The sequence below is a fragment of the Burkholderia sp. HI2761 genome, assembly GCF_002223355.1.
In the GTDB taxonomy this organism is placed as follows: Bacteria; Pseudomonadota; Gammaproteobacteria; order Burkholderiales; family Burkholderiaceae; genus Burkholderia.
Genome location: NZ_NKFN01000007.1, coordinates 886572 through 909880, shown reverse-complemented (window position 1 = coordinate 909880; position 23309 = coordinate 886572). Strand labels below are relative to the sequence as shown.

The following is a 23309-nucleotide window of genomic DNA, read 5'->3' as shown; positions in this document are numbered from 1 at the left end:
GGCTCGTGCGCGCCGGGTTCGCGTCAGGGCGCGATCCAGCGGGCGTCGTAGCCGCTTTCGTTCAGGTCGAATACCGCTCGACGATGGCCCGCGCGCGCGAGTTCGAGCCAGTCGATGCGCGTGACCGTCATGTGGATCAGGCAGAAGTTTTCGTAGCCGTCGCCGGTGGGTGCGGCGCCGTCGACATGCGCGACTTCGGGCGACGCAACCGGCGTACCGGGCGGCAACGGAGCGCGATACAGCAGCAACGTATGCGGGCGGCTCGCTTCCCAGATCGCACGCCGTTGCGCTTCGTCTTCGCAGATCGACGCAACACCTCCCGCGCGAATCTGCACGAGTGCGTCGAGATCGTTGGCGACGATCGAGATACGCGGATCGCGACGCAACTCCGCGACCTTCGCCGAACGCGCATCGGTATGAAACGACAGCACGCGCTCGGTGCGATTCACCTGACGCAATACGATCGTCCGAACCTTCGGCGCGCCATCGAGGCCGAGCGTCGCCGCCTGCAACATCGTGAACGGCGAGCGCTGCACGCGCACGCCGGATTCGAGGCAGGACCACAGGCGGTCGTAGGTTTGCGCGAGCGATTCGGAGGTCGAGTCGGACATGAGGCGGCGGCGATCGTCGGTGTTTCGATCGCGCAAGCTTAACCGTTTGTTTCGGCGACGGCTCGCATGCGATGCGCCGCCGCCCGTGCGCCGCTCAGTTGTAGCCGAGCACGACCTGCGCCGCATCGCCGGCATCGCTCGCAGGCTCCGCGCCGAAGCGTCCGAGCACGTCGGCCACATATTGCGGCCCCGCGCTGATCTGCGACGAGCGGTGCTTCGCCGGCCGCTTGTCGCCGGCGCCCGATGCTGCTGCGCCCGTCGATACCGTTTCGTTGATGGTGACCGTCATGTCGATGTCTCCTTACGCGGCCAGCGCCGCACCATACGCGCGCACGAGGCGCGCGACGCCTTCCCGGATCGCATCGACGTCCGGCGCGGCGAACGACAGGCGCAGCGACGCTGCGTCGACGTTGTCCGCGAAGAACGCCTTGCCGGGCACGAACACGATCTTGTTGGCGATCGCCCGTTGCAGCAGCACGTCCGACGGCACCGCGCCGAGCCGCGCCCACACGAACATCCCGCCTTCGGGACGATGGAATTCGATCGCATCGCCGAAACCGTCGCGCAGCGCGTCGCACATCGCGTCGCATTTGCGCCGGTACGCGGCCGTGATGCGCGGCAGATGGCGTTCGAGCGCGCCGTCGGCCAGGTATTCGGCGGCGGCGGCCTGCGTCCACGGCGCGCTGCACAGATCGACCGTCTGCTTCGCGATCACGCAGCGCCGCGCGATTTCGGCCGGCGCGATCGTCCAGCCCACGCGCAGCCCCGGTGCGACGATCTTCGACAGGCTCGCGAAATGCACGAGCCAGTCGCGCGCGCCGTCCACTTCGCCGGCCAGCGCGAGCATCGACGGCACGGCTTCGCCCGCGAAACGCAGGTCGCCGTATGGATCGTCCTCGACGATCAGGAAGCGATATTGCACCGCGAGACGCAGCAGTTTCAGCCGGCGTTCGCGTGTGAGCGTCGCACCCGTCGGGTTCGCGAAGGTCGGGACCGTGTAGAGCAGCTTCGGCTGCGCGATCGCGCCGGACGCGAGTTGTTCGCCGAGACGATCGACGTCGAGCCCTTCGCCGTCGACGGGGATCGTCACGATGCGCGCCTGTTGCAAACGCATCGCCTGCAGCGTGGCCGGGTATGCCGGTTGTTCGGTCAGCACGACGTCGCCGGGCGACACCATCACGCGCAGCAGCAGGTCGAGGCCTTGCTGCGAGCCGGTCGTGACGAGCAGTTCGGCCGACGTGCAGGCGACGCCGCGACGCGCCATCAGCGCGATCAGTTGCTGCTTCAGTTCGGCGAGGCCATCGGTCGGGCCGTATTGCAAGCAGCGGACGGGCTGCGCGTACGCGCGTTCGGCGACCGCATTCAGGCCGTCGACGTCGAACAGGTCGCTGGCCGGGTAACCGCCCGCGAAGGAAATCATGCCCGGTTCGGACAGGTACTTGAACAACTCGCGGATCGGCGAGCCGGCGGGGTTTTGGAATGAGGGCGTGAACGCGTACATGTCGTCGTGAGCGGGTGGACGCGGACGGCCGGGATAGCCGTCGCGTGCCGGCCACCGCGGCGCTTCTGGCGCCGCGGCGATGAATTCGAGCCACGATTGTCGATAGTCATTAAGGGCTCGGCAAACGATATCTATGCACTAGGTCTTGCGGTTTGGTCATTAAATAGGGGGAGCGGGACGCGGTTCGATGCGGGGTTCGGACGCTGCCCAACCCGCCGATCAATCACCCACTCACACCCCGATTAGCCTCAATCACCGTCAAAGCAGCCATATTCACGATCCGCCGCACGGTTGCGCTGGACGTCAGGATGTTCACGGGCGCGTTCACGCCCAACAGGAACGGCCCCACCGCCACATTGCTCCCCGCCTCGGTCTTGAGCAGGTTGTACGCGATGTTGCCGGCATCCACGTTCGGACAAACCAACAAATTCGCCGCCCCCTTCAACGGCGACATCGGCAGCAGCTTCGCCCGCAGCCCTTCATCGAGCGCACAGTCGCCATGCATCTCGCCATCCGCCTCGATATCCGGCGCCTGTTCCCGCACGATCTCCAGCGCCCGGCGCATCTTCACGCCCGAAGCCGCACTCCCCGACCCGAAATTCGACCGCGACAGCAGCGCAACCTTCGGCGTCAGATTCAGCCATTCCATCTGCCGCGCCGCCGCGATCGTGAATTCCGCGATCTGCTCCGCATCGGGGTTGTCGTTCACGTGCGTATCCACCAGCGCGACCGTCCGCTGATCGAGCAACAGGATGTTCATCGCCGCGTAGGTCGACGCCCCCGGCTTCTTGCCGATCACTTCGTCCACGAACCGCAGGTGATTGTGATACTCGCCGACCGTCCCGCAGATCATCCCGTCCGCATCGCCGAGCTGCACCATCATCGCCCCGATCAGCGTCAGGCGGCGGCGCATTTCCACGCGCGCCATTTCCTTCGAAATACCGTCGCGGCACCGCAGTTCCCAATACTTCGTCCAGTACTGCGGGAAGCGCTCGTCGTATTCCGGATTGGTCACTTCGACGTCCTGACCGAGACGCAAGCGCAGGCCAAATCGCTCGATGCGCGCGAGCAGCACCTCCGGACGCCCGACCAGAATCGGCCGCGCAAGCTTCTCGTCGACAATGACCTGCACCGCACGCAGCACACGCTCGTCCTCGCCTTCGGTGAACACGATCCGCGCCTTGCCGCCGTCGCGCACGAGCTGACGCGCGGTCGCGAACAGCGGCTTCATGAACGCGCCCGAGTGATAGACGAATTGCTGCAACTGCTCGACGTACGCATCGAGATTCGCGAGCGGACGCGTCGCCACGCCGCCTTCCATCGCCGCCTTCGCCACCGCCGGCGCGATTCGCACGATCAGGCGCGGGTCGAACGGCTTCGGAATCAGGTATTGCGCGCCGAACGACACGCCGTATGCCCCGTAGGCCGCCGCGACGACTTCGTTCTGCTCTTCCTCGGCCAGCCCCGCGATCGCGTGCACCGCGGCGATCTCCATCTCGCGCGTGATCGTCTTCGCACCCACGTCCAGCGCGCCGCGGAAAATGTACGGGAAACACAGGACGTTGTTGACCTGGTTCGGGTAGTCCGAGCGGCCCGTCGCGATGACGACGTCGTCGCGCGTCTCATGCGCCAGTTCCGGGAAGATTTCCGGCGTCGGGTTGGCCAGCGCGAGAATCAGCGGACGCGCCGCCATTTCCTTCAGCATCTCCGCCGTGAGAATGCCGCCCACCGACAGCCCCAGGAACACATCCGCGCCGCCGATCACTTCGGCGAGCTTGCGCGCATCGGTTTCCTGCGCGAAGCGCGACTTGGCCGGATCCATCAACGTGGTACGGCCGCGATAGACGACGCCTTCGATGTCGGTCACCCAGACGTTTTCCACCGGCAGCCCGAGGTCGACCAGCAGGTCCAGGCACGCCAGCGCGGCGGCACCCGCGCCCGACGTCACGACCTTCACTTCCTTGATGGACTTCCCGACGACCTTCAGCCCGTTGATGAACGCGGCGGAAACGGTAATGGCCGTGCCGTGCTGATCGTCGTGGAAGACGGGAATCTTCATGCGTTCGCGCAGCTTCTGCTCGACGGTGAAGCATTCCGGCGCCTTGATGTCCTCGAGATTGATGCCGCCGAACGTGGGTTCGAGGCCGGCAATGATGTCGACCAGCTTGTCCGGATCGGTCTCGTTGATCTCGATGTCGAACACGTCGATCCCGGCGAACTTCTTGAACAGGACGGCCTTGCCCTCCATCACCGGCTTCGACGCGAGCGGGCCGATGTTGCCGAGGCCAAGCACGGCGGTGCCGTTCGTGATCACGCCGACGAGGTTGCCGCGGCTCGTGAAGCGGTGCGCCTGCAGCGGATCGGCGGCGATCGACTCGCACACGCTCGCCACGCCGGGCGTATAGGCCAGCGCCAGATCGCGCTGGGTCACCAGCGGCTTGCTCGCTACCACCGAGATTTTCCCGGGGGTCGGAAACTCGTGATAGTCGAACGCGGCCTGCTGCTGTGTCTCTGTCTGTTTCATGTTGTGGTCCCGGCGTGGGCGCCAGGCCAGTCCCGGCGCGATCCATGAAGGGATTCTAGGGATCCGCCATAACGTGATGATTCTGTTTTAATATCGGTCCATCACTTTTTCCTAATGAATGCATGACCAGTCAATGAATTTTGACGCGAACGACGTGGTCAGGCGGCTCGGCGCTCGTCTGAAGATTCGGCATCTGGTGCTGTTGTTGCAGATCCAGCAGCACGGATCGCTGACGCGCGTCGCCGAGCACATGGCGAGCAGCCAGCCGGCCGTGACGAACGCGCTGTCCGAGCTGGAGAGCATGTTCGGCACGCCGCTGTTCGAGCGCTCGTCGCGCGGCATGCGGCCCACCGCGCTCGGCGCGGTCGTGCTCGAACGGGCGAAGGCGATGATCAAGGATCTCGACCACCTCGCCCGCGAGATGGAGGCCGTCGCCGCCGGGCATGCGGCCCATCTGCACATCGGCGTGATTCCGTTCATCTCCGGCCAGATGCTGTCGGCGGCGCTGAAGCGGCTGCAAGCGCGCATGGAGCGGCGCCTGACCGTGACGATTCATGAAGGCACCAGCGATCAGTTGCTGCTGCAACTCCGGGATCACAGTGTCGACATCGTGATCGGGCGCGCGTCGTCGGCGATCGATCTCGGGCAGGTTTCGTTTGAGGTGCTGTACCAGCAGCAGCCGCGCGTGATCGCGAGCCGGCGGCTGGCGGCGAAGCTCGCCCGCACGCCGCTGGACTGGCACAAGCTGCATGCGCTCGACTGGATTCTCGGCGCGCCGCATACGCCGATGCGCGAACAGGTGACCGACCTGTTCCTGTCGGCCGGCATCGCGCCGCCCGTGCCGATCGTCGAAAGCTACTCGTCGAAGCTGATCGGCGAAATGATCGCGTCGAGCGACGAAGCCGTATCGATCGTGCCGGCCGATATCGCGGAAGAACTCGTGCGGATCGCCGGCGTGGCGATCGTGCCTTATTCGCTGGTGTGGACGTTGCCGCCCATCGCGCTGTTCACGCGCGCCGCCGATTCGCAATCGCCCGCGCGCGATCTGCTCGTCGACGCGCTACGCGGGGTGTGCAAGGAGACGTACGGGGACGCGCAGCGATAACGCGCTACTTGCCGACGGCGAGGCGGCGCAGGATTTCCGGGCGCTCGGCGCTCAGCACGTGGTCGGCACCCTCGCCCCTGTCGTAGCGTTTGCTCGTACGGTAAGAAAAGCGCTTCGCGTATTGGTGGGCGGCGGAGCCCTTTCATCGAATCATACGGGGCGGAATATTGCATACCGGTCGCCTTCCAGTTTCTCCATGTACCGGTAGTCATGAAGCTTCAGATCGACCGGCTGGAGCAATTTTTCATCGCCGGCTTCCTGTTCATCGTGGGCGCGCGTATTGAACAGACTCGACGCGTTGGAGGAGTTCACGAGTGCATCAAGCCCCATCGCATTCCAGTCGAGATGCCCTCGCAGCAGATAAAAATGCATGATTCCGCATTGCTGATGGGCCCAAAAATCATGCCACATGAATGAATCGGGGCGCCACACGGAATTATGACTCTCGAAATACGACGCCCCTCTCATTGGCATGCATTCAGGCGTCGAGATGATGATGTATCGCGCCCGGTAGTTCAGGAACTCCAGCAAGTCGCGGCCCTGCGAATGGCGCATGTGCTCGATGACGTCCCCGAGGATCACCGTATCGTACACATCCGCCGATCGTTCATAGAGCGTGTCGCTCACCCCGGCGATGATGTCGTCGTATCCATTCTCGATCAGGATCGGATGGGTCTCCGCGTCGCATTCCAGCGCCGTGAAATGACAATCCGGCACGACCTTCTTGAGCAGGCGCCCGTATTTGCCGCCTCCGGCTCCGATATCCAGTATTTTCGCCGGGTTGATGAGCTTGATCAGATGCTGCGTGATTCGATCAAAGGTGGGCCACGAATATCCGATCTGCTCCAATTCAACCCCCTGAAGATTGCCGCGGAAAATGAATCGTCGTCACGCGACCGGCCCACGCATGCAACGTCGGTTGCCACCGCCCCGAACCAACGGCTCGAAGACTGACCGCATCATCGGCGTGGCCGCACGCGCTGCCACGGACAGCGTGACATGGCTCGAACCATTGTAGGCTGCCGCAGTGTTTTGCATTGCTTGATGCGGCAGCGCCTTCATCCGTTCGCTCATATCACGTGTCCGTCATCAGCGAAGTTGCAGCGGCTGTTCAGATCAACGCAGCAAACACCGGCTGGTTCCTCACGCTCGGACGCTCCAGCATTCTCGCGTACCAGGCTCGAAGCGCATCGCATTCCTCAGGCACCGGCAGCTTCACAAGCATTGCAAAGATCAAACCACCGATGACGGTGATGTCGGCCATCGAGAACGTCTCGCCCGCGACATACGGTTGGCTTTGCAGAACGGCATCGAAGTAGCGCATCCCCCTCAGCGCCTTGTCGCGTTGACGGAACCCCCACTCGGGGTTTTGATACGTCTCGACGTCAGGGCCCAGCCCCGGCGTGCCGTGATGGAAATAAACGCTGATCGCGTCGAGCAGCTCCAGCTCGGCGCGCTTGCTCATCATGTGGATGATGCCCTTTTCGCGTGGCGTGCCGCCGGTGAGCACGGGTACGCCATCGAGCGTATCGAGGTACTCGGTAATGGCCGTACATTCGGCAATGCAGGTTCCATCATCGAGTTCCAGCACCGGCAACGTACCCGAATAATTCTTGCCGGCGATGAACTCGGGTTTTTTATGCTCACCCTTGTAAAGATCGACCATCACGAACTGGACGCGCGATTGCAGCCCCTTTTCGGCCAACGCGATGCGCACGCGTGTCGGATAAGGCCCCGTCGGGAAATCGTGGATCTTCATCACGGGAAGTCGGGCTGTGTCGAAATCGCTGTTACTGGAAGTCATTGCAGGGGCGCTCCGTAGTCGGTTGCACTGGATCGGACGACGTGAAAACACGTCGTCCATGAATCTACCTAACGTTTGTTAGGTTAACCATATAAGGTACAATCCGGGGTGTCAACACCCATTTTCCTATGCGCGGAGGCTGAAGCGGTGACGAACGACGCGAGTTCGAACTCGAGAGAAAGAATTCTGGCAGCCGCCACGAGGCTCGCGCAGACGCACGGCTACGGCGGGTTGAACTATCGGGACCTCGCCAACGAGGTGGGGATTCGGGCCGCGAGCATCTACCACCACTTCGAAAGCAAGGCCGATCTCGGCGCAGCGGTAGCGAAGCGTTATCGGGAGGATTCGGCGGCGGCGCTGGACGACATGCTGGCCGGATCGCGCAATCCGCTGGACTGCCTGCGGCGCTATCCGGACACTTTCCGCAGGGCGCTCGAGACCGGCAACCGTCTGTGCCTTTGCAGCTTCATGGCCGCCGAAACCGACGATCTGCCGGAAGTCGTGATGAAAGAAGTCCTGGCTTTCGCCGACGTGAACGTGGCGTGGCTCAGCAAGGTTCTGTCCGCAGCGGCAGTGGTCAGCGCTCGGGAGAGCAAACAGCGGGCGCGGGCAATCTTCGCCGCCATCGCTGGCGCGCAGCTCATCGCGAGGAGTCGCGCCGATCTCTCTCTCTACGACGCGCTGATCGACAATTATCGTAAAGCGGGCCTTTTGCCTGCGTAGCAGAGCCACGGCGACGCGGCTTCGAACGACGCAGAACATTCGCGAACGCGCGACGTTCAATCGCGTGATCCATGCTCTACGGATGAAAAGTCTCGCCCCGCTTCAACATGTCGATGAATTCCGCGATCTTGCGCGCCCTCGTTTCGGGCTTCTTCGCGTTCTGTATCCGGAACAGGATCGCGTAGCGATTACGACTGTTCAGCGTCGCGAAAAACTTCCCGGCTTTCGGATTGGCGTCCAAAGCCGCCTGCAGGTCGTCCGGCACGATCGAATTGCTCGCCGACGTATAAGCCGCCTCCCAGCGGCCGTCCTTCCTCGCCCTTTCGATTTCGCCCATGCCGGCCGCGCGCATTCTGCCCGAGGCGATCAGCGCTTCGGCCTTGTCCTTGTTGAGCTTGGACCAGATGCTTTTCGCCGAGCGCGGGGTGAAACGTTGCAGCCAGTATTGCTCGCTCTCGGCCTTCTTTTGGCCATCGATCCAGCCGTGACAGAGGGCGCTTTCCACCGCCTCTTCATAGGTGACGGTTCGCTGCCCCGCGCCTTTTTTCGCGAGCCGCAGCCATGCTCCGGTCGACGTGCCGCCGTTTTGCCCCAACCAGCTTTCCCATTCGGCCTGACTGGCAAATGTCAGCGCGCATTCGGTCATGTCACGATCCTGAATCGTTGAGTTTGCAACGATTCGGAAGCCACCGATCGACAAACGAGCGGCGGCCACCGAAGCAACTCATTCCGCACGACCGCGTCAAAGAATCCGGTTCAACGCATCGGCAAACCGCTTCACCGCGCCATCGACATCGTGCAGTTTGTCGAGACCGAACAACCCGAGCCGGAAGGTCTTGAAATCCGCCGGCTCGTCGCATTGCAACGGCACCCCCGCCGCGATCTGCAAACCGACGTCGGCAAACTTCTTTCCGGTGCGAATACCGTCATCGTCCGTGTAACTGACCACGACACCCGGCGCCTCGAACCCTGGCGCGGCCACGCTCCTGAACCCCTTCTCCGTCAGCAGCGCACGAATGCGCTCGCCGAGTTCGAGCTGTTCCGCCTTCACCTTGTCGAAACCGTATGCGTCGGTTTCCTTCATCACGTCGCGCAGCGTCGTGAGGCTGTCCGTGGGCATCGTCGCGTGATACGCGAAGCCGCCACCCTCGTATGCTTCCATGATCTGCAGCCACTTGCGCAGGTCGCACGCGAAGCTGGTGCTGGTCGTCGAATCGATGCGCTCGCGCGCAAGCGGGCTCAACATGACCATCGCGCAACACGGCGATGCACTCCAGCCCTTTTGCGGCGCGCTGATCAGGATATCGACGCCGCTCGCCTGCATGTCGACCCACACGGTGCCCGACGCGATGCAATCCAGCACGAACATGCCGCCGGCCGCATGCACGGCATCGGCCACCGCGCGCAGGTATGCATCGGGCAGCATCATGCCGGAGGCGGTTTCGACGTGCGGCGCGAACACGAGATCGGGTTTGTTTTCCCTGATCGCGGCGACCACTTCGTCGATCGGCGCCGGCGCGTAGGCGGCCTGCCTGCCGGCCTCGACCGGACGCGCCTTCAGCACCGTCGTGTCGGACGGAATACTGCCCATGTCGAAAATCTGCGACCAGCGGAAGCTGAACCAGCCGTTGCGGATGACGAGGCACTTCCTGTTCGTCGCGAACTGTCGCGCCACGGCTTCCATGCCGAACGTCCCGCTGCCCGGGACGATCGCGACCGACTTCGCGTTGTAGACCTTTTTCAGCGTGGCGGAGATGTCGCGCATGACGCCCTGGAAGCGCTGCGACATATGGTTGACCGAGCGATCGGTGTACACCACCGAATATTCGAGGAGCCCCTCGCGGTCAACATCGGGAAGTAAACCTGGCATGCTCGCCTCCGGTGAAAGATGAACGATGGAATCAGGACGAGCAGCGTCTTCGATTCGATACTGCTCCGCACCCATGCAAATGCGTCATTTCCTCGACGAAAGCAGATTCTAACGAACGGCGCCGGCCGATTGGCGCATATTTTGTCTGCCGCGGGGCCCGGTGTTCGTCGACGCCGGCCCATGCCGCGCACATCGCCCCGCTCCGTGTAAGGGTTAACGACGCGTGCGGCAAGCGTCCCATAACATGTCGACCAGGCCCTTTCACGACGGAAATTTCGATGACCTCCTCTCCCGCATCGTCACTGCAGTCGTCAACCGATCCCGCGCTCGCCGAGCGCATCGACGCGGTCCTGTCCCGCCAGCTCGACACGCAGCGTCTCGTCGGCGCGGTCGTCCTCGTCGCCCGCGACGGCGAACTCGTCTATCGCCGCGCGGCCGGGCTCGCGGACCGCGAATCGGGTACGCCGATGCGCGAGGACACGCTGTTCCGGCTTGCGTCGGTGACGAAGCCGATCGTCTCGGCGGCCGCGATGGCGCTCGTCGCACAACGCAAGCTGTCGCTCGACGAAGACGTCGCGCGCTGGCTGCCCGCGTTCCGTCCGGCACTGCCCGACGGCCGCGTGCCGACGATCACGGTGCGCCAGTTGCTCGTGCATACCGCCGGTCTCGACTATCGCTTCAACGAAACCGACGCAAACGGTCCCTATGCGCGCGCAGGTGTCTCCGACGGGCTCGATGGCGCATCGATCACGCTCGCCGACAACCTGCGCCGGATCGCCAGCGTGCCGCTGCTGTTCGCGCCCGGCACCGGCTGGAACTATTCGCTGTCGATCGACGTCGTCGGCGCACTGATCGAAGCCGTCTGCGGCGTGCCGCTCGCCGACGCGATCGATGCGCTCGTGCTGCGCCCGCTCGGCGCACGCGACACGGGCTTCGTCGCACGCGATCCGGCGCGGCTCGCCACGCCGTACGTCAACGACACGCCGCGGCCGCACCGGCTCGTCGAGAACGAGACGGTGCCCATCGTCGACGGGTTCGTCGGCGTCACGTACTCGCCGTCGCGCGCGCTGAATGCACACGCGTTCGCATCGGGCGGCGCCGGGATGGTCGGCAGCGCCGGCGACGTGCTGACGGTGCTGGACACGTTGCGCGCAGGCGGCGGTGCGATCCTGCCCGCCGAACTGGTCGACGAGATGGGCCGCGTACAGACCGGCGATCTCGAATTGCCGGACCTGCCGGGCGCAGGCTTCGGAATCGGCTTCTCGGTGCTGCACGATCCGCAGGCGGCCGCGTCGCCGGAATCCGTCGGCACCTGGCGCTGGGGCGGCGTCTACGGTCATTCGTGGTTCATCGACCGCGCACGCGGGCTCACCGTCGTGTCGCTGTCGAACACGCTCTACGAAGGCATGAACGGGCAGTACACGCTCGATCTGCGGGACGCCGTCTACGGCGCGGGGTAACCGGCCCGCGCGACAAAAAAAGGCCCGACGAAGTCGGGCCAACGGGTTTGAGACACAAGGAGAATCCCGCCCACCCCATACCGGGCGGTCACGCCGCGCTACACGACGTTCTTTTCGACGATCGGCCGGTTTTCGAGCACGCGCGCCCAGCCGAGCGACGACAGGTCGAGCGTGTCGTAACACCCGCCCAGAATGAGTTCACTGACGCCACGCCCCGTCGCCGGCCCTTGCTGCAGCCCGTGGCCGCTGTAGCCGTTCGCGAACACGACGTTGTCGAGTTCGGGGTGGTAGCCGATGATCGCGTTGTGATCGAACACGTTGTACTCGTAGTAACCGGACCAGCAATTCTCGACGCGCAGCGCCTCGAATTCCGGCACGCGGTGCGCGAGCGTCGGCCAGATCACGTCGTCGAACAGGTCGTGATCGACTTCGTCGAGCGGCAGGTCGTCCGGGTCGCGATCCGGGCTCGGCGACGTGCCGCAAATATACGTACGCCCTTCCGGCCGGAAATACACGCCGGTCGGGTCGATCAGCAGCGGACAATCGGCGAGCTTCGCCGGCGACGATACGTTGAAGATGCTGCGCCGCCGTGCATACACGGGAATGTCGATGCCCATCATCGACGACAGCGTGCGTGCCCATGCGCCGGCCGCGTTGACCAGCGTGTCGCACGCGTAGCGCTCGCCGTCGCCCGTCACGACATGCGTGATCCGGCGCCCGTCGCGCACGACGTCCTTCACGTCGGCCGGCACGTAGCGCGCACCGAGCGCCTGCGCCTTCTTGCGCAGCGCCTGCACGAGCCCGTAACCGTCGAACCAGCCTTCGCCGCTCACGCCGTACGCGCCCGACACGAGATCGTCGACGTTGAGCCACGGAAACCTCGCGCGCAGCGCGTCGCCGTCCATCAGCCGGATATCGGCGCCGAGGCTCGTCTGCAGCGCATGGTTCTCGCGCAGCGTCGCGTCGCCGGCCGGCGTCGCGAGGAACAGGTAACCGCCTTCGTGCAGATCGATCGACGGCCGGTTGCCGTCCACTTCGAGCCGTTCGCCGATCGTGCGCAGGAAGTCGATGCCGAACAGCGACATCTCGATCGACAGCGGCGTGGAGAACTGCTGGCGAATCGACGCAGCCGACAGCGCCGACGACGATCTTGCATAGGTGGGATCGCGTTCGATGACGGTCACGGCGACCGTGGGATCGGTGGCGCGCAGGAAATACGCGATCGAGCTGCCGATCACGCCACCGCCGACGATGACGACTTGAGAACTCACGACTGACTCCGGTTGCTCGCAACAGGCTCAGGGCCTGTTCACGCTGATAACGGGCTTGCGCTGGCTCTCGCCAGCCGGCCGCGCCCGTGGGTGGTTCGTGCCGCGACTTGCACGGCGTCGCGCGGGCAGGCTTTTTCGACGATCGCTTCGGCTATTTCAGCACGTCCGGCATCGCCGCGAAAGCCCGCTCGCGCGTGTTGCGTTCAGTCCGCCGATTTGGTCGTGACAGGCTGCCACGCGGCGTTCTTCACTTCGTACAGCGTCGAGCTCGGGTTCTTCAGGTCGCCCGTGTTCGTGAATGCGATCGTGCCCGTGATGCCGTCGTAGCGCGTGCCCTTCAGCGCGCCGTTGAAATCGGCCGGCTTCGTCGAGTTCGCCTTCTGCATCGCGTTGATCGCGATCCACGTCGCGTCGTACGCGAACGGCGCATACGCGAGCATGTCGACGCCGTACTTCTGCTTGAATTTCGTTTCGAACAGCTTGCCCTTCGCGAGACGCGACAGCGGCTGCCCGTACTCCCACACCGACGCGCCTTCGGCCGCATTGCCGGCCAGCCTGATGAAGTTCGCGTTCATCACGCCCCCGCCCGCGAGGAACTGCGCGCGGATGCCGAGCTGGCGCATGCGCTTCACCAGCATCGCGGCCTGCGCGTCGAGGCCGCCGAAGAATACGAGATCGGCATTCGTGCTCTTGATCTTCGTGAGCTGCGCGCTGAAGTCGACGGCCTTGTCGTTCGTGAATTCGCGCGCGACGATCGCGCCGCCGTTCGCCTTCACCGCCTTCTCGAACTCGTCGGCTTCGCCCTGGCCGAACGCGGTGCGATCGTCGATGATCGCGATGCGCTTCGCCTTCGTTACGCTCGCCGCATACGCGCCGGCGTTGCCGGCGTTCTGCGTGTCGGTCGCGATCACGCGGTACACGGTATCGAGCCCGGCGCGCGTGATGTCGGGATTGGTCGCCGACGGCGTGATCATCGGAATGCCGGCCTTCGCATAGATCTTCGACGCGGGCAGCGTCGTGCCCGAATTGAAGTGGCCGATCACGACAGCGACCTGCGCGTCGGCGAGCTGCTGCGCGGCCTGTACGCCGGTGCGCGGATCGCTCTGGTCGTCCTGCGACGCGACGACGAATTTCACCGGCTTGCCGCCGACCGTCGTGCGCGCGGCATTCGCTTCGTCGACCGCCATGCGCACGCCGTTCTCGATGTCCTTGCCGTATGCGGCGCCGCCGCCCGTCAGCGGGCCGGCCACGCCGACCTTGACGATCGTCTCCTGCGCCTGGGCCGCGCCCGTCTGGAACGCGAGAAGCGCGGCGGTCACTGCTACGCCGGAAAGCGAACGAATGCGGAACGTCATGGCAGTCCTTCTTCTGGGGGTCGGGATGCAACGCGCGAGCGCCGCGCGTCGGCACCCTCCTGCGCGCCGGTAATGCCTTTCCGTGCCGAGGCGCATGCGACGCACCGATCCGGCCGGATGATTACCGCGACTCCGTCTCCGAAGAGCCTTTCATCGCGAAAGAGGTGAATGGATTGTGGGTAGCCAATACCCGTGCAGCAAACGAAATATCGGAACTATGTTGTGAGGATTTGTCATCAAGTTCCGCTGTCATGGCCGATCCGCGGCCCGTCCGATGGTGGACCGTAGATGGAGGTATTCGGTGGTGAATGGCGGCCGCGCCGCTGGATAAAGGCCGGCCGTGGTCATGCTGACAACGCATCATCGTTACGACGCCGGCCCGGCCGGCGTGGGCAACGCCGGCGGGGTGCGCCGCGTCATCGATCAGTGCCGATCGGTGCCCTTGTGGTTGCGCACCGCATCGGCCGCCTCGCCGGCCTTCTCCTGAAGCTTGCCGGCCTGCTGCTCGGCCACGCCTTCCGCTTCGGTTTCGCGGTCGCCCGTTACCTTGCCGAGCGCTTCCTTGACCGAACCCTTGACCTGCTTGAGCTTGCCCTCGATGCGATTCCTGTCCATGGTCGTCTCCTGCGATGGTTGAGGAAAGCCGACGATGCCGCGCCCCCGCGCCGCACCGCCGAGTGGACAGGATCGCAAGCGGGCGCCGCGGGCGGCAGATGCGGATGCACCAGTGCGCATGGTGCATTCGTACCGGCGCGATCAGTCCTGGCCCTTCGCCGCGCCCTTGTCGCCGCGCGCGCCGTTGCCCTCGGCCGCGCCGACGACCCCGCGCTCGCGCGCCCATACGATCGCCTCGCCGCGGCTGTGCACGTCGAGCTTCGCGTAGATCGTCGCGACATGATTGCGCACGGTGTTCGGCGCAAGCCCGAGGCGGCCGGCGATCTCCTTGTCGGCCAGGCCGTGGCACAGCAGGTCGAACACGTCGCGCTCGCGCGCGGTCAGATCGGACAGCTGCGCGCCCGCATCCGGCGCATTCGCGCGCCGCACGTTCGCGAGCTTCTCGATCAGCGTGCGGCTGAACCACGACGCATCCTGCATCGCGGTCTCGATCGCATAGACGAGCTCCATCTCGGTACGCTTGCGGTCGCTGATGTCGAGCAGCGCGACGAGCAGGCAGTCGCGCCCGTGGATCGCGACGGGGTCGGCCGACACGACGCAATCGCGTACGTCGCCGTCGCGCGTGCGGATCTGCACGTCCGCGTTGCGCACGTTGCCGTCGTGGGCGAGCCGGCCTTCGATGCGCGGCCACACGCCGCGCTCGGCCCATAGCCCGATCTCGTCGGCGGATTTGCCGAGCAGATCGCCCTGCGCGTGGCCCGTCATCGCGGCGAACGCGTCGTTCACGTCGAGCAGCTCGAAGCGGTCGGCCGTGACGATCGCGGTCGCGACCGGCGCCATCCGGAATGCCGTCGCGAAGCGCTCCTCGCTTTGCATCAGCGCGCGCTCGGCCTGCTTGCGCGGCTCGAGATCCATGAACGTGAACAGCATGCACGCCTCGCCGTTCATGTCGATCGGCTGCCCGGCGACGACCACCGCCTTGGTGCTGCCGTCGGCCAGTTTCAGCACGGCTTCCATCTGCGGGATCGTCGCGCCTTCGCCGAGCCGCTCGATCGCAAGCTCGCGCCGCTCGGCCTGCTCGAGCACGTCGACCTCGTACACCGAACGGCCGAGCACGTCGTCGCGCGCGTGACCCGTCATGTCGAGAAAGCCCTGGTTGACCTTCACGTAGCGCAGGTCGTCGAGCCGGCAGATCACGGCTGGCGCCGGATTCGCGTTGAAGGTGCGCTCGAAGCGCTCCTCGGCGCTCGCCCATTCGGTCGCGTCGTGCAGCACGAGCGCGAGGCAGTCGGGTGCGCCGGCCGCGTTCGTCAGCACCAGGCTGCGGATACGGTGAACCCAGCTCACCGATTCGTCGGCCGCCGATTCGACTTCGACCGTCACGTCGCTGAACTCCTCGCCGGCGATCACGCGATCCATCGGATAGTGGCCGTCGCGCACCGGATGGTTGTTCCGGTAGCGCAGCCGGAAACGCTCGCGGTATTCGGTGACGTCCGCGCCGAGCGCCTTCAGCTCGGTCACGCCGTGCATCGCGAGCGCGGCCTCGTTCGCCCAGACGATCCGCTGGTCGGGCTCGATCAGGATCACGCCCTCGGTGAGCCCCGCGATGATCTGGTGCAGTTGACGCCGGTCGGTATGCGACTTGAGCGCCTGTTCGTCTATTTGTTCGTTCATCGAATCGTTGTCCCTGTCGTCGACATGAGCGCCGGCCGAGCGCCCGTTGCAGTGCCACGCGCCGGCTGGCGCGTGCGGCGATGATCGCGTGCCACGCCGAGGCGCGACAGGCGCGGATGCACTATCTCGAATAGTACATTCGCACGCCGCTCGCGACCGTGCGGTGCCCCGCCGAACGGCGCAGCACGGCCCGCGCGGCCGTCGCGCCGCGTTGCCCGGGCCATGGTGCACGTCGCGTGCCCGCCCGTTCCGTTTCGTCCCCGGTGCAAACGCACTAGCCAATCAGGTGAATTTGCGCGATGTCCACTCGCGTTCGCGTCGGTACGCTGGTACTGCATCGGCGCTTATGCGCTGCCCTTTCATCCCGCAGAGGAGGACACCAGGATGAAATTGCATCAGACACCCGATCCGACACGGCCGGAACCGTCCCCGGACCATCCGCCCGAACCATCGCCCGGCACCGACCCGCCGGTGCCGCTGCCGCCCGACGTGCCGCGTCCGGACATGCCGCCGCGCGAGCCCGGCTACGACACGCCGATCGCCCGCTAAGGCCGGGAAATGCACGGGAACGACCCGTGCTCCCCGATTGATTCACCCGCCAATCGAAGGAGAACATCAATGAACAAGACCTCGCACCTTTCGACACTGCTCGCCGTCAGCGCGGCCTTCCTGCTTTCCGCCGCCCCGCTCACGAACGCGCACGCCCAGGCCTCGTCGACCGACAGCGGCATGGCGACCGAATCGAATCAGCCCGTAACCGACACCTGGATCACGACCAAGGTGAAGAGTGAGCTCGCCACCACCGACGGCGTGAAGAGCACGGACATCAGCGTGAAGACGGTCGACGGCGTCGTCACGCTCACGGGCGTGCTGCCGACCAGGACCGCCGTGAAGAAGGCCGTCGCCGTGACGCGCGCGATCAAGGGCGTGAAGCACGTCGACTCGTCCGGCCTGAAGGCGAAGGCCTGAACTATCACGCGGCCGCGTGCCGCACTTTTCTCCCCTTACGAAAGGAGCACACCATGAACGAAGACAAGATCAAGGGCCAGTGGAAGCAGCTCACCGGCAAGCTGAAGGCCAAGTGGGGCAAGTTGACCGACGACGATCTCTCGGTCGCGGAAGGCAATCGCGATTATCTGGCCGGCAAGATCCAGGAGCGTTACGGAATCGCCCGCGACGAAGCCGAGAAGCAGTTGAAGGAATTCGACCGCGAGCTGTAACGCGCAAGTCGTCTCACCCCGCCGCGACGCGCCCCGCGTCGCGGCCACGAGGAGGACAACGACATGGGCAAATATCTGATCGCATGGCTGCTCGGCGTACCGATCGGGCTGCTGGTGCTGTTTTATCTGGTCACGCACCTCTTCTGACGCACGCGACGCCCCGTCGACGAACGAAAACGGGCCGGCGGCTGAAACCAGCCGCCGGCCCATCTGTTTTCTTATGCATCGCGCGATGCGTCGCGCTTACTTCGCCGCGTTCGCCGTCATCTTGAAGATGCCTTGCGCGTTGCCCGCGTCGAAGCGCAGGTCGGTCACCCAGCGGCGCGCCGTCTGGTCGAACGTGCGCTTGCGCGTGATGAACTCGTAGAACGAGCCCGGCACGTTGCGCTTCACCGTGCCGCCGTCGCGGGTGCGGAACTCGCGCTCGACGGTATCCGCGCGATACGCGGTCTGGAACACGCGGCCCGAACGCGAACGTTCGACTTCCGGCTTCATCGGCCGGCCCTTCGCCTTTTCTTCGTCGGACAGCTTGAACACGTCGGCGACGCGGTCGGTCGCGTGATTGAACGCATTGCCTTCGGTCGCGATCCATGCCATTTCCGCCGATTCCATCAGCAGCGTTTCATAGTCGAGCTCGTTCGGCAGATCGTGCTGGCGCGCGAACGCACCGACGATTTCCGGCAGCAGCGCGTGCGCGGCTTCCAGCGACAGCCAGCCTTCGCGCTCCACTTCCCACAGCAGCGCGACGGCCGCCGGCGACAGCGGGTCGCGCGACGTGCTCACGACATTCGTCACGGCCTGCTGGAATTCCTTCGAGAAACGTTCCGGATGCAGTTCGCTGACGAAGAACTGCGCGATTTCGTCCGGCGCGTCTTCATGCGCGTACGCGCGGCCGGTCATGCCGAGCTTGTCGAGCGGGTAACGGCCGTTCAGGCGGAAGCCGAGCGGTCGCAGGATGCGCGTGAACGCGGCCTCGCCCGGCGGCAGCGCGCCCGTGTGCGGCCAGCGCACCGTGCGCAGCGCGCCATGGTCGAAGTAGACCGAGCCGCCGCTTTCGATCGCGTCGGCCGTGTACGCGCGGCCGTTCGCCGAACGCTCGAGCAGCCCTTCGAACAGCGCCATGTTCATCGCCTGCGCGATTTCCGCGCGCGTCACGATGCCGTCTTCCCATTCTTCGAGGATGGCCGGCATGTTCAGGGTCGAGAACAGGGCGTCGGTCTTCGCCTGTCCCAGCAGCTTCGTCAGCAAGCTGTCGATATTCGGATTGCGCATCAGGATTCTCGTCTCGGGGGATCGCCGGCAAACGTGCCGGCAACTCGTCGGCCGGCCGCCCAGCGGGCGCCTGGCCTTGCGTGGGGAGCATTATTCAAAGGGTTGCAGCGGGGCGTAAAGCGAGATTAAATTGATATGTGATGAGTTTTTGGAATTATCAGCCGTTCTTCGCCTGCGCTTCACCCCGCCGCCGCGAGGTTCGTTCGTCAGACAAATCAAGGGTCCGTTTGGAGATGGAATACCCCGTTTCCCATGGCGTTCCATCTCTAAACGGATCCCCGACATCATGCGCAAATTCAAGATCCCCAACATGGGCGCGCTCGTGGCTTTCGAAGCCGCCGCCCGCCACGAGAGCTTCACGCACGCGGCCAAGGAACTGTTCCTGACCGAAAGCGCGGTGTCGCGGCAGATCGCGACGCTGGAGGCGAGCCTCGGCGTGCGGCTGTTCGCGCGCGTGAAGCAGCGCGTCGTGCTGACGCGGGCCGGCAAGCTGTACGGCACGCAGGTGCGGCGCGCGCTGGAAACGCTCGACCGCGACACGCTGTCGATCATCGCGCACGGCAGCGGCGGCGGTTACCTGGAGCTCGCGGTGCTGCCGACCTTCGCGTCGCACTGGCTGATCCCGCGCATCAAGAGCTTCTACGACCGCACGCCCGACGTGCGCGTGAACATGGGCAGCCGCACCGACCTGTTCTCGTTCGAGGATACGCACTTCGAAGCCGCGATCCACTACGGCAAGCCGACCTGGCCCGGCACGTCGTCCGACTATCTGTTCGGCGAGGAAGTCGTGCCGATCTGCTCGCCGTCGCTGCTGAACGGGCCCGTCGAGCGCGTCGAGGATCTGCTCGCGTATCCGCTGCTGCACTCGACGACGCGCCCCGGCGCGTGGGCGCAGTGGTTCGAGACGCACGGCGTCGAGGACATCCGCACGATGCAGGGCGTGCGCTACGAACTGCACACGATGCTGATCAGCGCGGCCGCGGCCGGGCTCGGCGTCGCGCTCGTGCCGAAGTTCTTCGTCGAGGAACAGTTGCAGCAGCTCGGGCTCGTCGTGCCGTGCGACGCGACGACCGTCGGCGATTCGGCGTACTACCTCGTGTATCCGACCGAGTTCAGCCACAGCAAGCCGCTGGAATCGTTCCGCGGCTGGCTGCTCGAACAGGCGAGCGCATATGCGGCGCCGGAGCGCGACGCGCACGACGCCGCCGAGGAGGACGACGAGGACGTCGAGTAACGGCGCCATCGCGCCGGCGTCATCGCGCGGCGGCGCCGCATGCGTGCCGCGCCGGCACGGCCGGCCATGCCGGACACATCAAGCGCGAGGCGGATCATGGGCGGTCGGGTGCGGGTCATCGTGACGAAGACCCGCATTGTCGCGCACCGCATGCGTCACATGTGCCACTTCACCGTGGCGGTCAGCGTGCGCGGATCGCCGGGCATGTTGTACAGGTCGGCGTTGCCGTGCGCGGCAATGAAGTAGCGGCGATTGAACAGGTTGTCGAGCGTGAGCGTCACGTCGACCTTCTTGCTGCGATAGCCGGCGCCCAGGTTGAACACCGTGAACGACGGCAGCGTGACGAGATCGCTCGCCGACGTGTAGCGCGCCGACTGGAACTGCATGCCGGCCGCCGCATAGAAGCCGTACGGCAGCTCGCGCTTGAGCCACAGGTTCGCGCTGTGGCGCGGCATCAGCCCCGGCGTGTTGCTCGACACCGCGAGGCCGGCCGCCGTCGATTGCGCGGAACCGTCCACCGTGCCGTTCAGGTACGCGTAACCCGCATACACTGACCACTTCGGCGCGATCTCCCCGGTGAAGCCGAGCTCCATCCCGTGCACGTGCTGCGTGCCGATCGGCAGCGCATAGCCGGGATTCGCCGGGTCGCCGATCTGCTGGTTGGTCTGGCGCATGTCGAACAGCGCGACGCTGGCCGTCGCCTTGCCGCCGAGGTCGAAGCGCGAGCCGACTTCATACGCGGTGGTCTTCTGCGGCGCGAGCGCGGCGCCGTTCGAGAACGCGCCGGAACTGATCAGCGTGTCGGCCAGCGGCGAGAACGACTGGCTGAACGACCCGTACAGCGTGAGCCAGTCGAGCGGTTCGTAGATCAGGCCGACGCGCGGGCTCCACGCATGATCGGTGCGGTCGAGATTGACGTTCGACGACGTGTAGTCGTGGCGGATCTGGTTCAGGTAATCGAAGCGCAGGCCGGCCAGCACCTTCCAGTGTTCGGTCAGCGAGATCAGGTCCTGCGCGTAGACGCCCGCGAGCCCGACGACGGTCGACGCGTTCGTCTTCGCGCGCGCGCCGGTCGGCACGCCGGGCAGGACGACCGGCTGCGGATCGAAGAGATCGTAGGTCGCGACCTTCGACACGCTGTAGATCGTATCGAACTTCTGCTGCTGCGACAGTTCCAGCCCGTACAGCAGTTCGTGGCGCATGCCGAACAGCGACGTCTTCTGCGTGAGTTCGAACAGGCCGTCGATGCCGTGATCGGTACGCTGGCGCGTCGACTGGTCGAGCGTGACGACCGGGTGCGCGGCGGTCTTGATCGGCTCGTACGTCACGTAGTTCTTCCGCTCGAGCGAGAAGTCGTACGCGCGGATCGCGCCGTGGAACGACAGCGAATCGTTGAAGCGGTGATCGAGCGACACCGTCGCGCTTTTCGCGGAGATGTCGTTGTAGGAACTGTTCCCGCCGTCGGCCGACCCATAATACGTGTTGATCGGCACGTCGACCGGCCGGCCGCGATACGCGGGCAGGCCCTGATCCGAAGTGCGGCGGTCGTGCAGGTAGTCGAATTCGACGTTCAGCACCGTGTCGCGATCGAGCTTGAACTGCGCGGACGGCGCGATCGCCTGCCGGTTGAGCTGGAACTGGTCGCGAAAGCTGTTCGAATTCTCGGCCGCGCCGGTCATGCGAAAGCGCGCCGCGTCGTTCGGGTTCCAGCCGAGATCGAATTCGCCGCGCCGCTCGCCTCGCGTGCCGAGCGTCACGCCCACGTCGTTCACGGGGGTCGCCAGCGGCCGCTTCAGCACGCGATTCACGATGCCGCCCGCCGAGCCGCGCCCGTACAGCACGGCCGCCGGCCCCTTCAGCACCTCGACACGCTCGACGTTCGACAGGTCGCGGTAGTACAGCGCATCGTCGCGAATGCCGTCGACGTACTGGTCCGTGATGCTGTTGAAGCCGCGGATCGTGATCTGGTCGCGCTGGCCGTCACCGACCGAGAAGCCGACGCCCGGCACGTTGCGCAATGCGTCCTGCAGCGACGTCGCGTTCTGATCCTCGATCACTGCGTGCGGCACGACGTTCACGGTCTGCGGCACGTCCATCAGCGACATGTCGGTCTTGGTCGCCGCGCGCGAATGGCCGCCGTCGTACGACGCATGTTCGGCGGCCGCGTTGACGGAAATCGCGGGCAGGGTCGCCGCGGCGTCGGCCGCCTGTGCAAACGAAGTGCGGGCGCCGGCCAGCGACGTGGCGATCAGAAGCGCATGGCACGCGCTCGTGTTGAGTTTCATCGTGAACGTAGAAGGTGGTGAAGAAAACGGCGAACGAGAACACGCCGGCCCGCGCACACGTCACGCGGCGAATCGGCCGGCGAAACCCTTTCCGTGAAGACGACGACGCGCGTGGAGGATCGCCCCGTCGCGCAGGCCGGTGATCGAATAGCCGGCACGGATCGATGCCGGCCGGCTCTACCGGCACGAAAAAAGCCGTGACGTTCGGTCACGGCTCGTAATGCGGCGAAATAATAAACGAGAATGATTCGTGTTTTTAGTTAATTTTACAGGTGTCGCCTGCCCGCAACGGGGACACGCATGAGGCTCCGAATTCTGACGAATACCTTTCTATTTCAGGCCGCCGAGCGTCTTGATTCGCAATGAAAACAAAAGCATTGAATCGATCGCCTCATGCGGCAACGATCGGTAAAAGATGGGTGTGGGGATACGACGATGGAGAAGCTGGAGAGGACCACGAAGGATCGGGTGAAGCAGACGGGACGGATTCACCGGTCCGGTGCGCGCCGGACCGGGCAACCCCGACCCGGCGCTCCGGGCAGCCGACCTCGTATCGGCAGCGCGGCGGATCTTCTTCTGTTATTCACTACGTCTGCTCTCAGGTTCACTGCATTTTTTTCCTCGCCGCGCCGCGCCATTATCCGCTCAATTCGGCCGAAGTAAAACGTTTGCGGTTGCACCCAAGTTGTTATTCCGGCGATTCGGAAACATTCTTTCCAAATGCTTTCGGTCATTGCGACATGTTTCGCCTCATGTTGCATTCGGTGCGGCGTTCCTTTTAAATG

At 65.0% G+C, this 23309-nt stretch carries 22 protein-coding genes; 8 read left to right on the top strand and 14 right to left on the bottom strand.

The genetic code is table 11. The annotated features are described in order from the left end of the window. Positions 1 to 23 precede the first annotated feature (23 nt). The 4 genes from CFB46_RS21660 to CFB46_RS21645 form a co-directional block, all read right to left on the bottom strand. A complete protein-coding gene (locus CFB46_RS21660; RefSeq protein ID WP_089502292.1) occupies positions 24 to 611 on the bottom strand; it encodes a pyridoxamine 5'-phosphate oxidase family protein in 588 nt (195 codons plus the stop codon). A gap of 94 nt (positions 612 to 705) precedes the next feature. Further along, entirely contained in the window at positions 706 to 900 is a 195-nt protein-coding gene (locus CFB46_RS21655; protein WP_089501221.1) for a hypothetical protein, read from the bottom strand. Positions 901 to 912: 12 nt separating this feature from the next. Beyond that, positions 913 to 2112, bottom strand: coding sequence for an aminotransferase-like domain-containing protein (locus tag CFB46_RS21650; RefSeq protein ID WP_089501220.1), 1200 nt, complete (start codon positions 2110 to 2112; stop codon positions 913 to 915). Positions 2113 to 2335: 223 nt separating this feature from the next. Next, on the bottom strand, positions 2336 to 4636 hold the full coding sequence (locus CFB46_RS21645) for an NADP-dependent malic enzyme (protein ID WP_089501219.1): 2301 nt from the start codon (positions 4634 to 4636) through the stop codon (positions 2336 to 2338). 133 nt (positions 4637 to 4769) lie between these two features. Between CFB46_RS21645 and CFB46_RS21640 the strand changes: the two genes are divergently transcribed. Further along, positions 4770 to 5741, top strand: coding sequence for a LysR substrate-binding domain-containing protein (locus tag CFB46_RS21640; RefSeq protein WP_027782250.1), 972 nt, complete (start codon positions 4770 to 4772; stop codon positions 5739 to 5741). A 150-nt stretch (positions 5742 to 5891) separates the two neighbouring features. On the opposite strand, the gene CFB46_RS21635 is transcribed toward CFB46_RS21640, so the two are convergent. Together CFB46_RS21635 and CFB46_RS21630 are read right to left on the bottom strand one after the other, a co-directional pair. Continuing rightward, positions 5892 to 6590 (bottom strand): class I SAM-dependent methyltransferase, encoded by a 699-nt coding sequence (locus CFB46_RS21635; RefSeq protein ID WP_089501218.1) that lies wholly within the window; start codon positions 6588 to 6590, stop codon positions 5892 to 5894. Between the two features lie 262 nt (positions 6591 to 6852). Next, on the bottom strand, positions 6853 to 7545 hold the full coding sequence (locus CFB46_RS21630; protein WP_089501217.1) for a glutathione S-transferase: 693 nt from the start codon (positions 7543 to 7545) through the stop codon (positions 6853 to 6855). Between the two features lie 147 nt (positions 7546 to 7692). Between CFB46_RS21630 and CFB46_RS21625 the strand changes: the two genes are divergently transcribed. After that, complete coding sequence (locus CFB46_RS21625; protein WP_089501216.1) at positions 7693 to 8268, top strand: TetR/AcrR family transcriptional regulator; 576 nt, start codon at positions 7693 to 7695, stop codon at positions 8266 to 8268. Between the two features lie 76 nt (positions 8269 to 8344). On the opposite strand, the gene CFB46_RS21620 is transcribed toward CFB46_RS21625, so the two are convergent. Further along, complete coding sequence (locus CFB46_RS21620) at positions 8345 to 8914, bottom strand: YdeI/OmpD-associated family protein (protein WP_089501215.1); 570 nt, start codon at positions 8912 to 8914, stop codon at positions 8345 to 8347. A 96-nt stretch (positions 8915 to 9010) separates the two neighbouring features. Beyond that, complete coding sequence (locus CFB46_RS21615) at positions 9011 to 10138, bottom strand: aminotransferase class V-fold PLP-dependent enzyme (RefSeq protein ID WP_089501214.1); 1128 nt, start codon at positions 10136 to 10138, stop codon at positions 9011 to 9013. A 278-nt stretch (positions 10139 to 10416) separates the two neighbouring features. Between CFB46_RS21615 and CFB46_RS21610 the strand changes: the two genes are divergently transcribed. Further along, complete coding sequence (locus tag CFB46_RS21610; protein ID WP_089501213.1) at positions 10417 to 11598, top strand: serine hydrolase domain-containing protein; 1182 nt, start codon at positions 10417 to 10419, stop codon at positions 11596 to 11598. A 98-nt stretch (positions 11599 to 11696) separates the two neighbouring features. On the opposite strand, the gene CFB46_RS21605 is transcribed toward CFB46_RS21610, so the two are convergent. The 4 genes from CFB46_RS21605 to CFB46_RS21590 form a co-directional block, all read right to left on the bottom strand. Then, positions 11697 to 12869, bottom strand: coding sequence for an NAD(P)/FAD-dependent oxidoreductase (locus tag CFB46_RS21605; RefSeq protein WP_089501212.1), 1173 nt, complete (start codon positions 12867 to 12869; stop codon positions 11697 to 11699). Between the two features lie 203 nt (positions 12870 to 13072). Continuing rightward, positions 13073 to 14224, bottom strand: a complete 1152-nt coding sequence (locus CFB46_RS21600; RefSeq protein ID WP_089501211.1) for a branched-chain amino acid ABC transporter substrate-binding protein — start codon at positions 14222 to 14224, stop codon at positions 13073 to 13075. Between the two features lie 423 nt (positions 14225 to 14647). Then, complete coding sequence (locus CFB46_RS21595) at positions 14648 to 14839, bottom strand: CsbD family protein (RefSeq protein WP_027782241.1); 192 nt, start codon at positions 14837 to 14839, stop codon at positions 14648 to 14650. A gap of 141 nt (positions 14840 to 14980) precedes the next feature. Next, the gene (locus CFB46_RS21590) at positions 14981 to 16513 is read right to left on the bottom strand and encodes a helix-turn-helix transcriptional regulator (protein WP_089501210.1); all 1533 of its coding nucleotides are present in this window, start codon (positions 16511 to 16513) and stop codon (positions 14981 to 14983) included. Between the two features lie 384 nt (positions 16514 to 16897). Between CFB46_RS21590 and CFB46_RS36000 the strand changes: the two genes are divergently transcribed. From CFB46_RS36000 to CFB46_RS21580, 3 genes are all read left to right on the top strand, one after another. After that, positions 16898 to 17062: a hypothetical protein gene (locus tag CFB46_RS36000; RefSeq protein WP_175888599.1), complete on the top strand. Its 165-nt coding sequence runs from the start codon at positions 16898 to 16900 to the stop codon at positions 17060 to 17062. Positions 17063 to 17131: 69 nt separating this feature from the next. Next, positions 17132 to 17482 carry a BON domain-containing protein gene (locus CFB46_RS21585; protein ID WP_027782239.1) on the top strand — a complete coding sequence of 117 codons (351 nt, stop codon included), beginning with the start codon at positions 17132 to 17134 and terminating at the stop codon, positions 17480 to 17482. Positions 17483 to 17535: 53 nt separating this feature from the next. Beyond that, entirely contained in the window at positions 17536 to 17733 is a 198-nt protein-coding gene (locus tag CFB46_RS21580; protein WP_027782238.1) for a CsbD family protein, read from the top strand. A gap of 243 nt (positions 17734 to 17976) precedes the next feature. Here the strand turns inward: CFB46_RS21580 and CFB46_RS21575 are convergent, their stop codons facing one another. Beyond that, a complete protein-coding gene (locus tag CFB46_RS21575; protein WP_089501209.1) occupies positions 17977 to 19005 on the bottom strand; it encodes a DUF1338 domain-containing protein in 1029 nt (342 codons plus the stop codon). 286 nt (positions 19006 to 19291) lie between these two features. On the opposite strand from CFB46_RS21575, the gene CFB46_RS21570 reads away from it, so the two are divergent. After that, positions 19292 to 20239, top strand: coding sequence for a LysR family transcriptional regulator (locus CFB46_RS21570; RefSeq protein WP_027782236.1), 948 nt, complete (start codon positions 19292 to 19294; stop codon positions 20237 to 20239). Between the two features lie 155 nt (positions 20240 to 20394). Here CFB46_RS21570 and CFB46_RS21565 read toward each other — a convergent pair whose 3' ends face one another. After that, complete coding sequence (locus CFB46_RS21565) at positions 20395 to 22524, bottom strand: TonB-dependent receptor (protein ID WP_089501208.1); 2130 nt, start codon at positions 22522 to 22524, stop codon at positions 20395 to 20397. A gap of 362 nt (positions 22525 to 22886) precedes the next feature. Between CFB46_RS21565 and CFB46_RS35405 the strand changes: the two genes are divergently transcribed. Beyond that, the gene (locus CFB46_RS35405) at positions 22887 to 23306 is read left to right on the top strand and encodes a hypothetical protein (protein ID WP_143751647.1); all 420 of its coding nucleotides are present in this window, start codon (positions 22887 to 22889) and stop codon (positions 23304 to 23306) included. Positions 23307 to 23309: the final 3 nt, after the last annotated feature.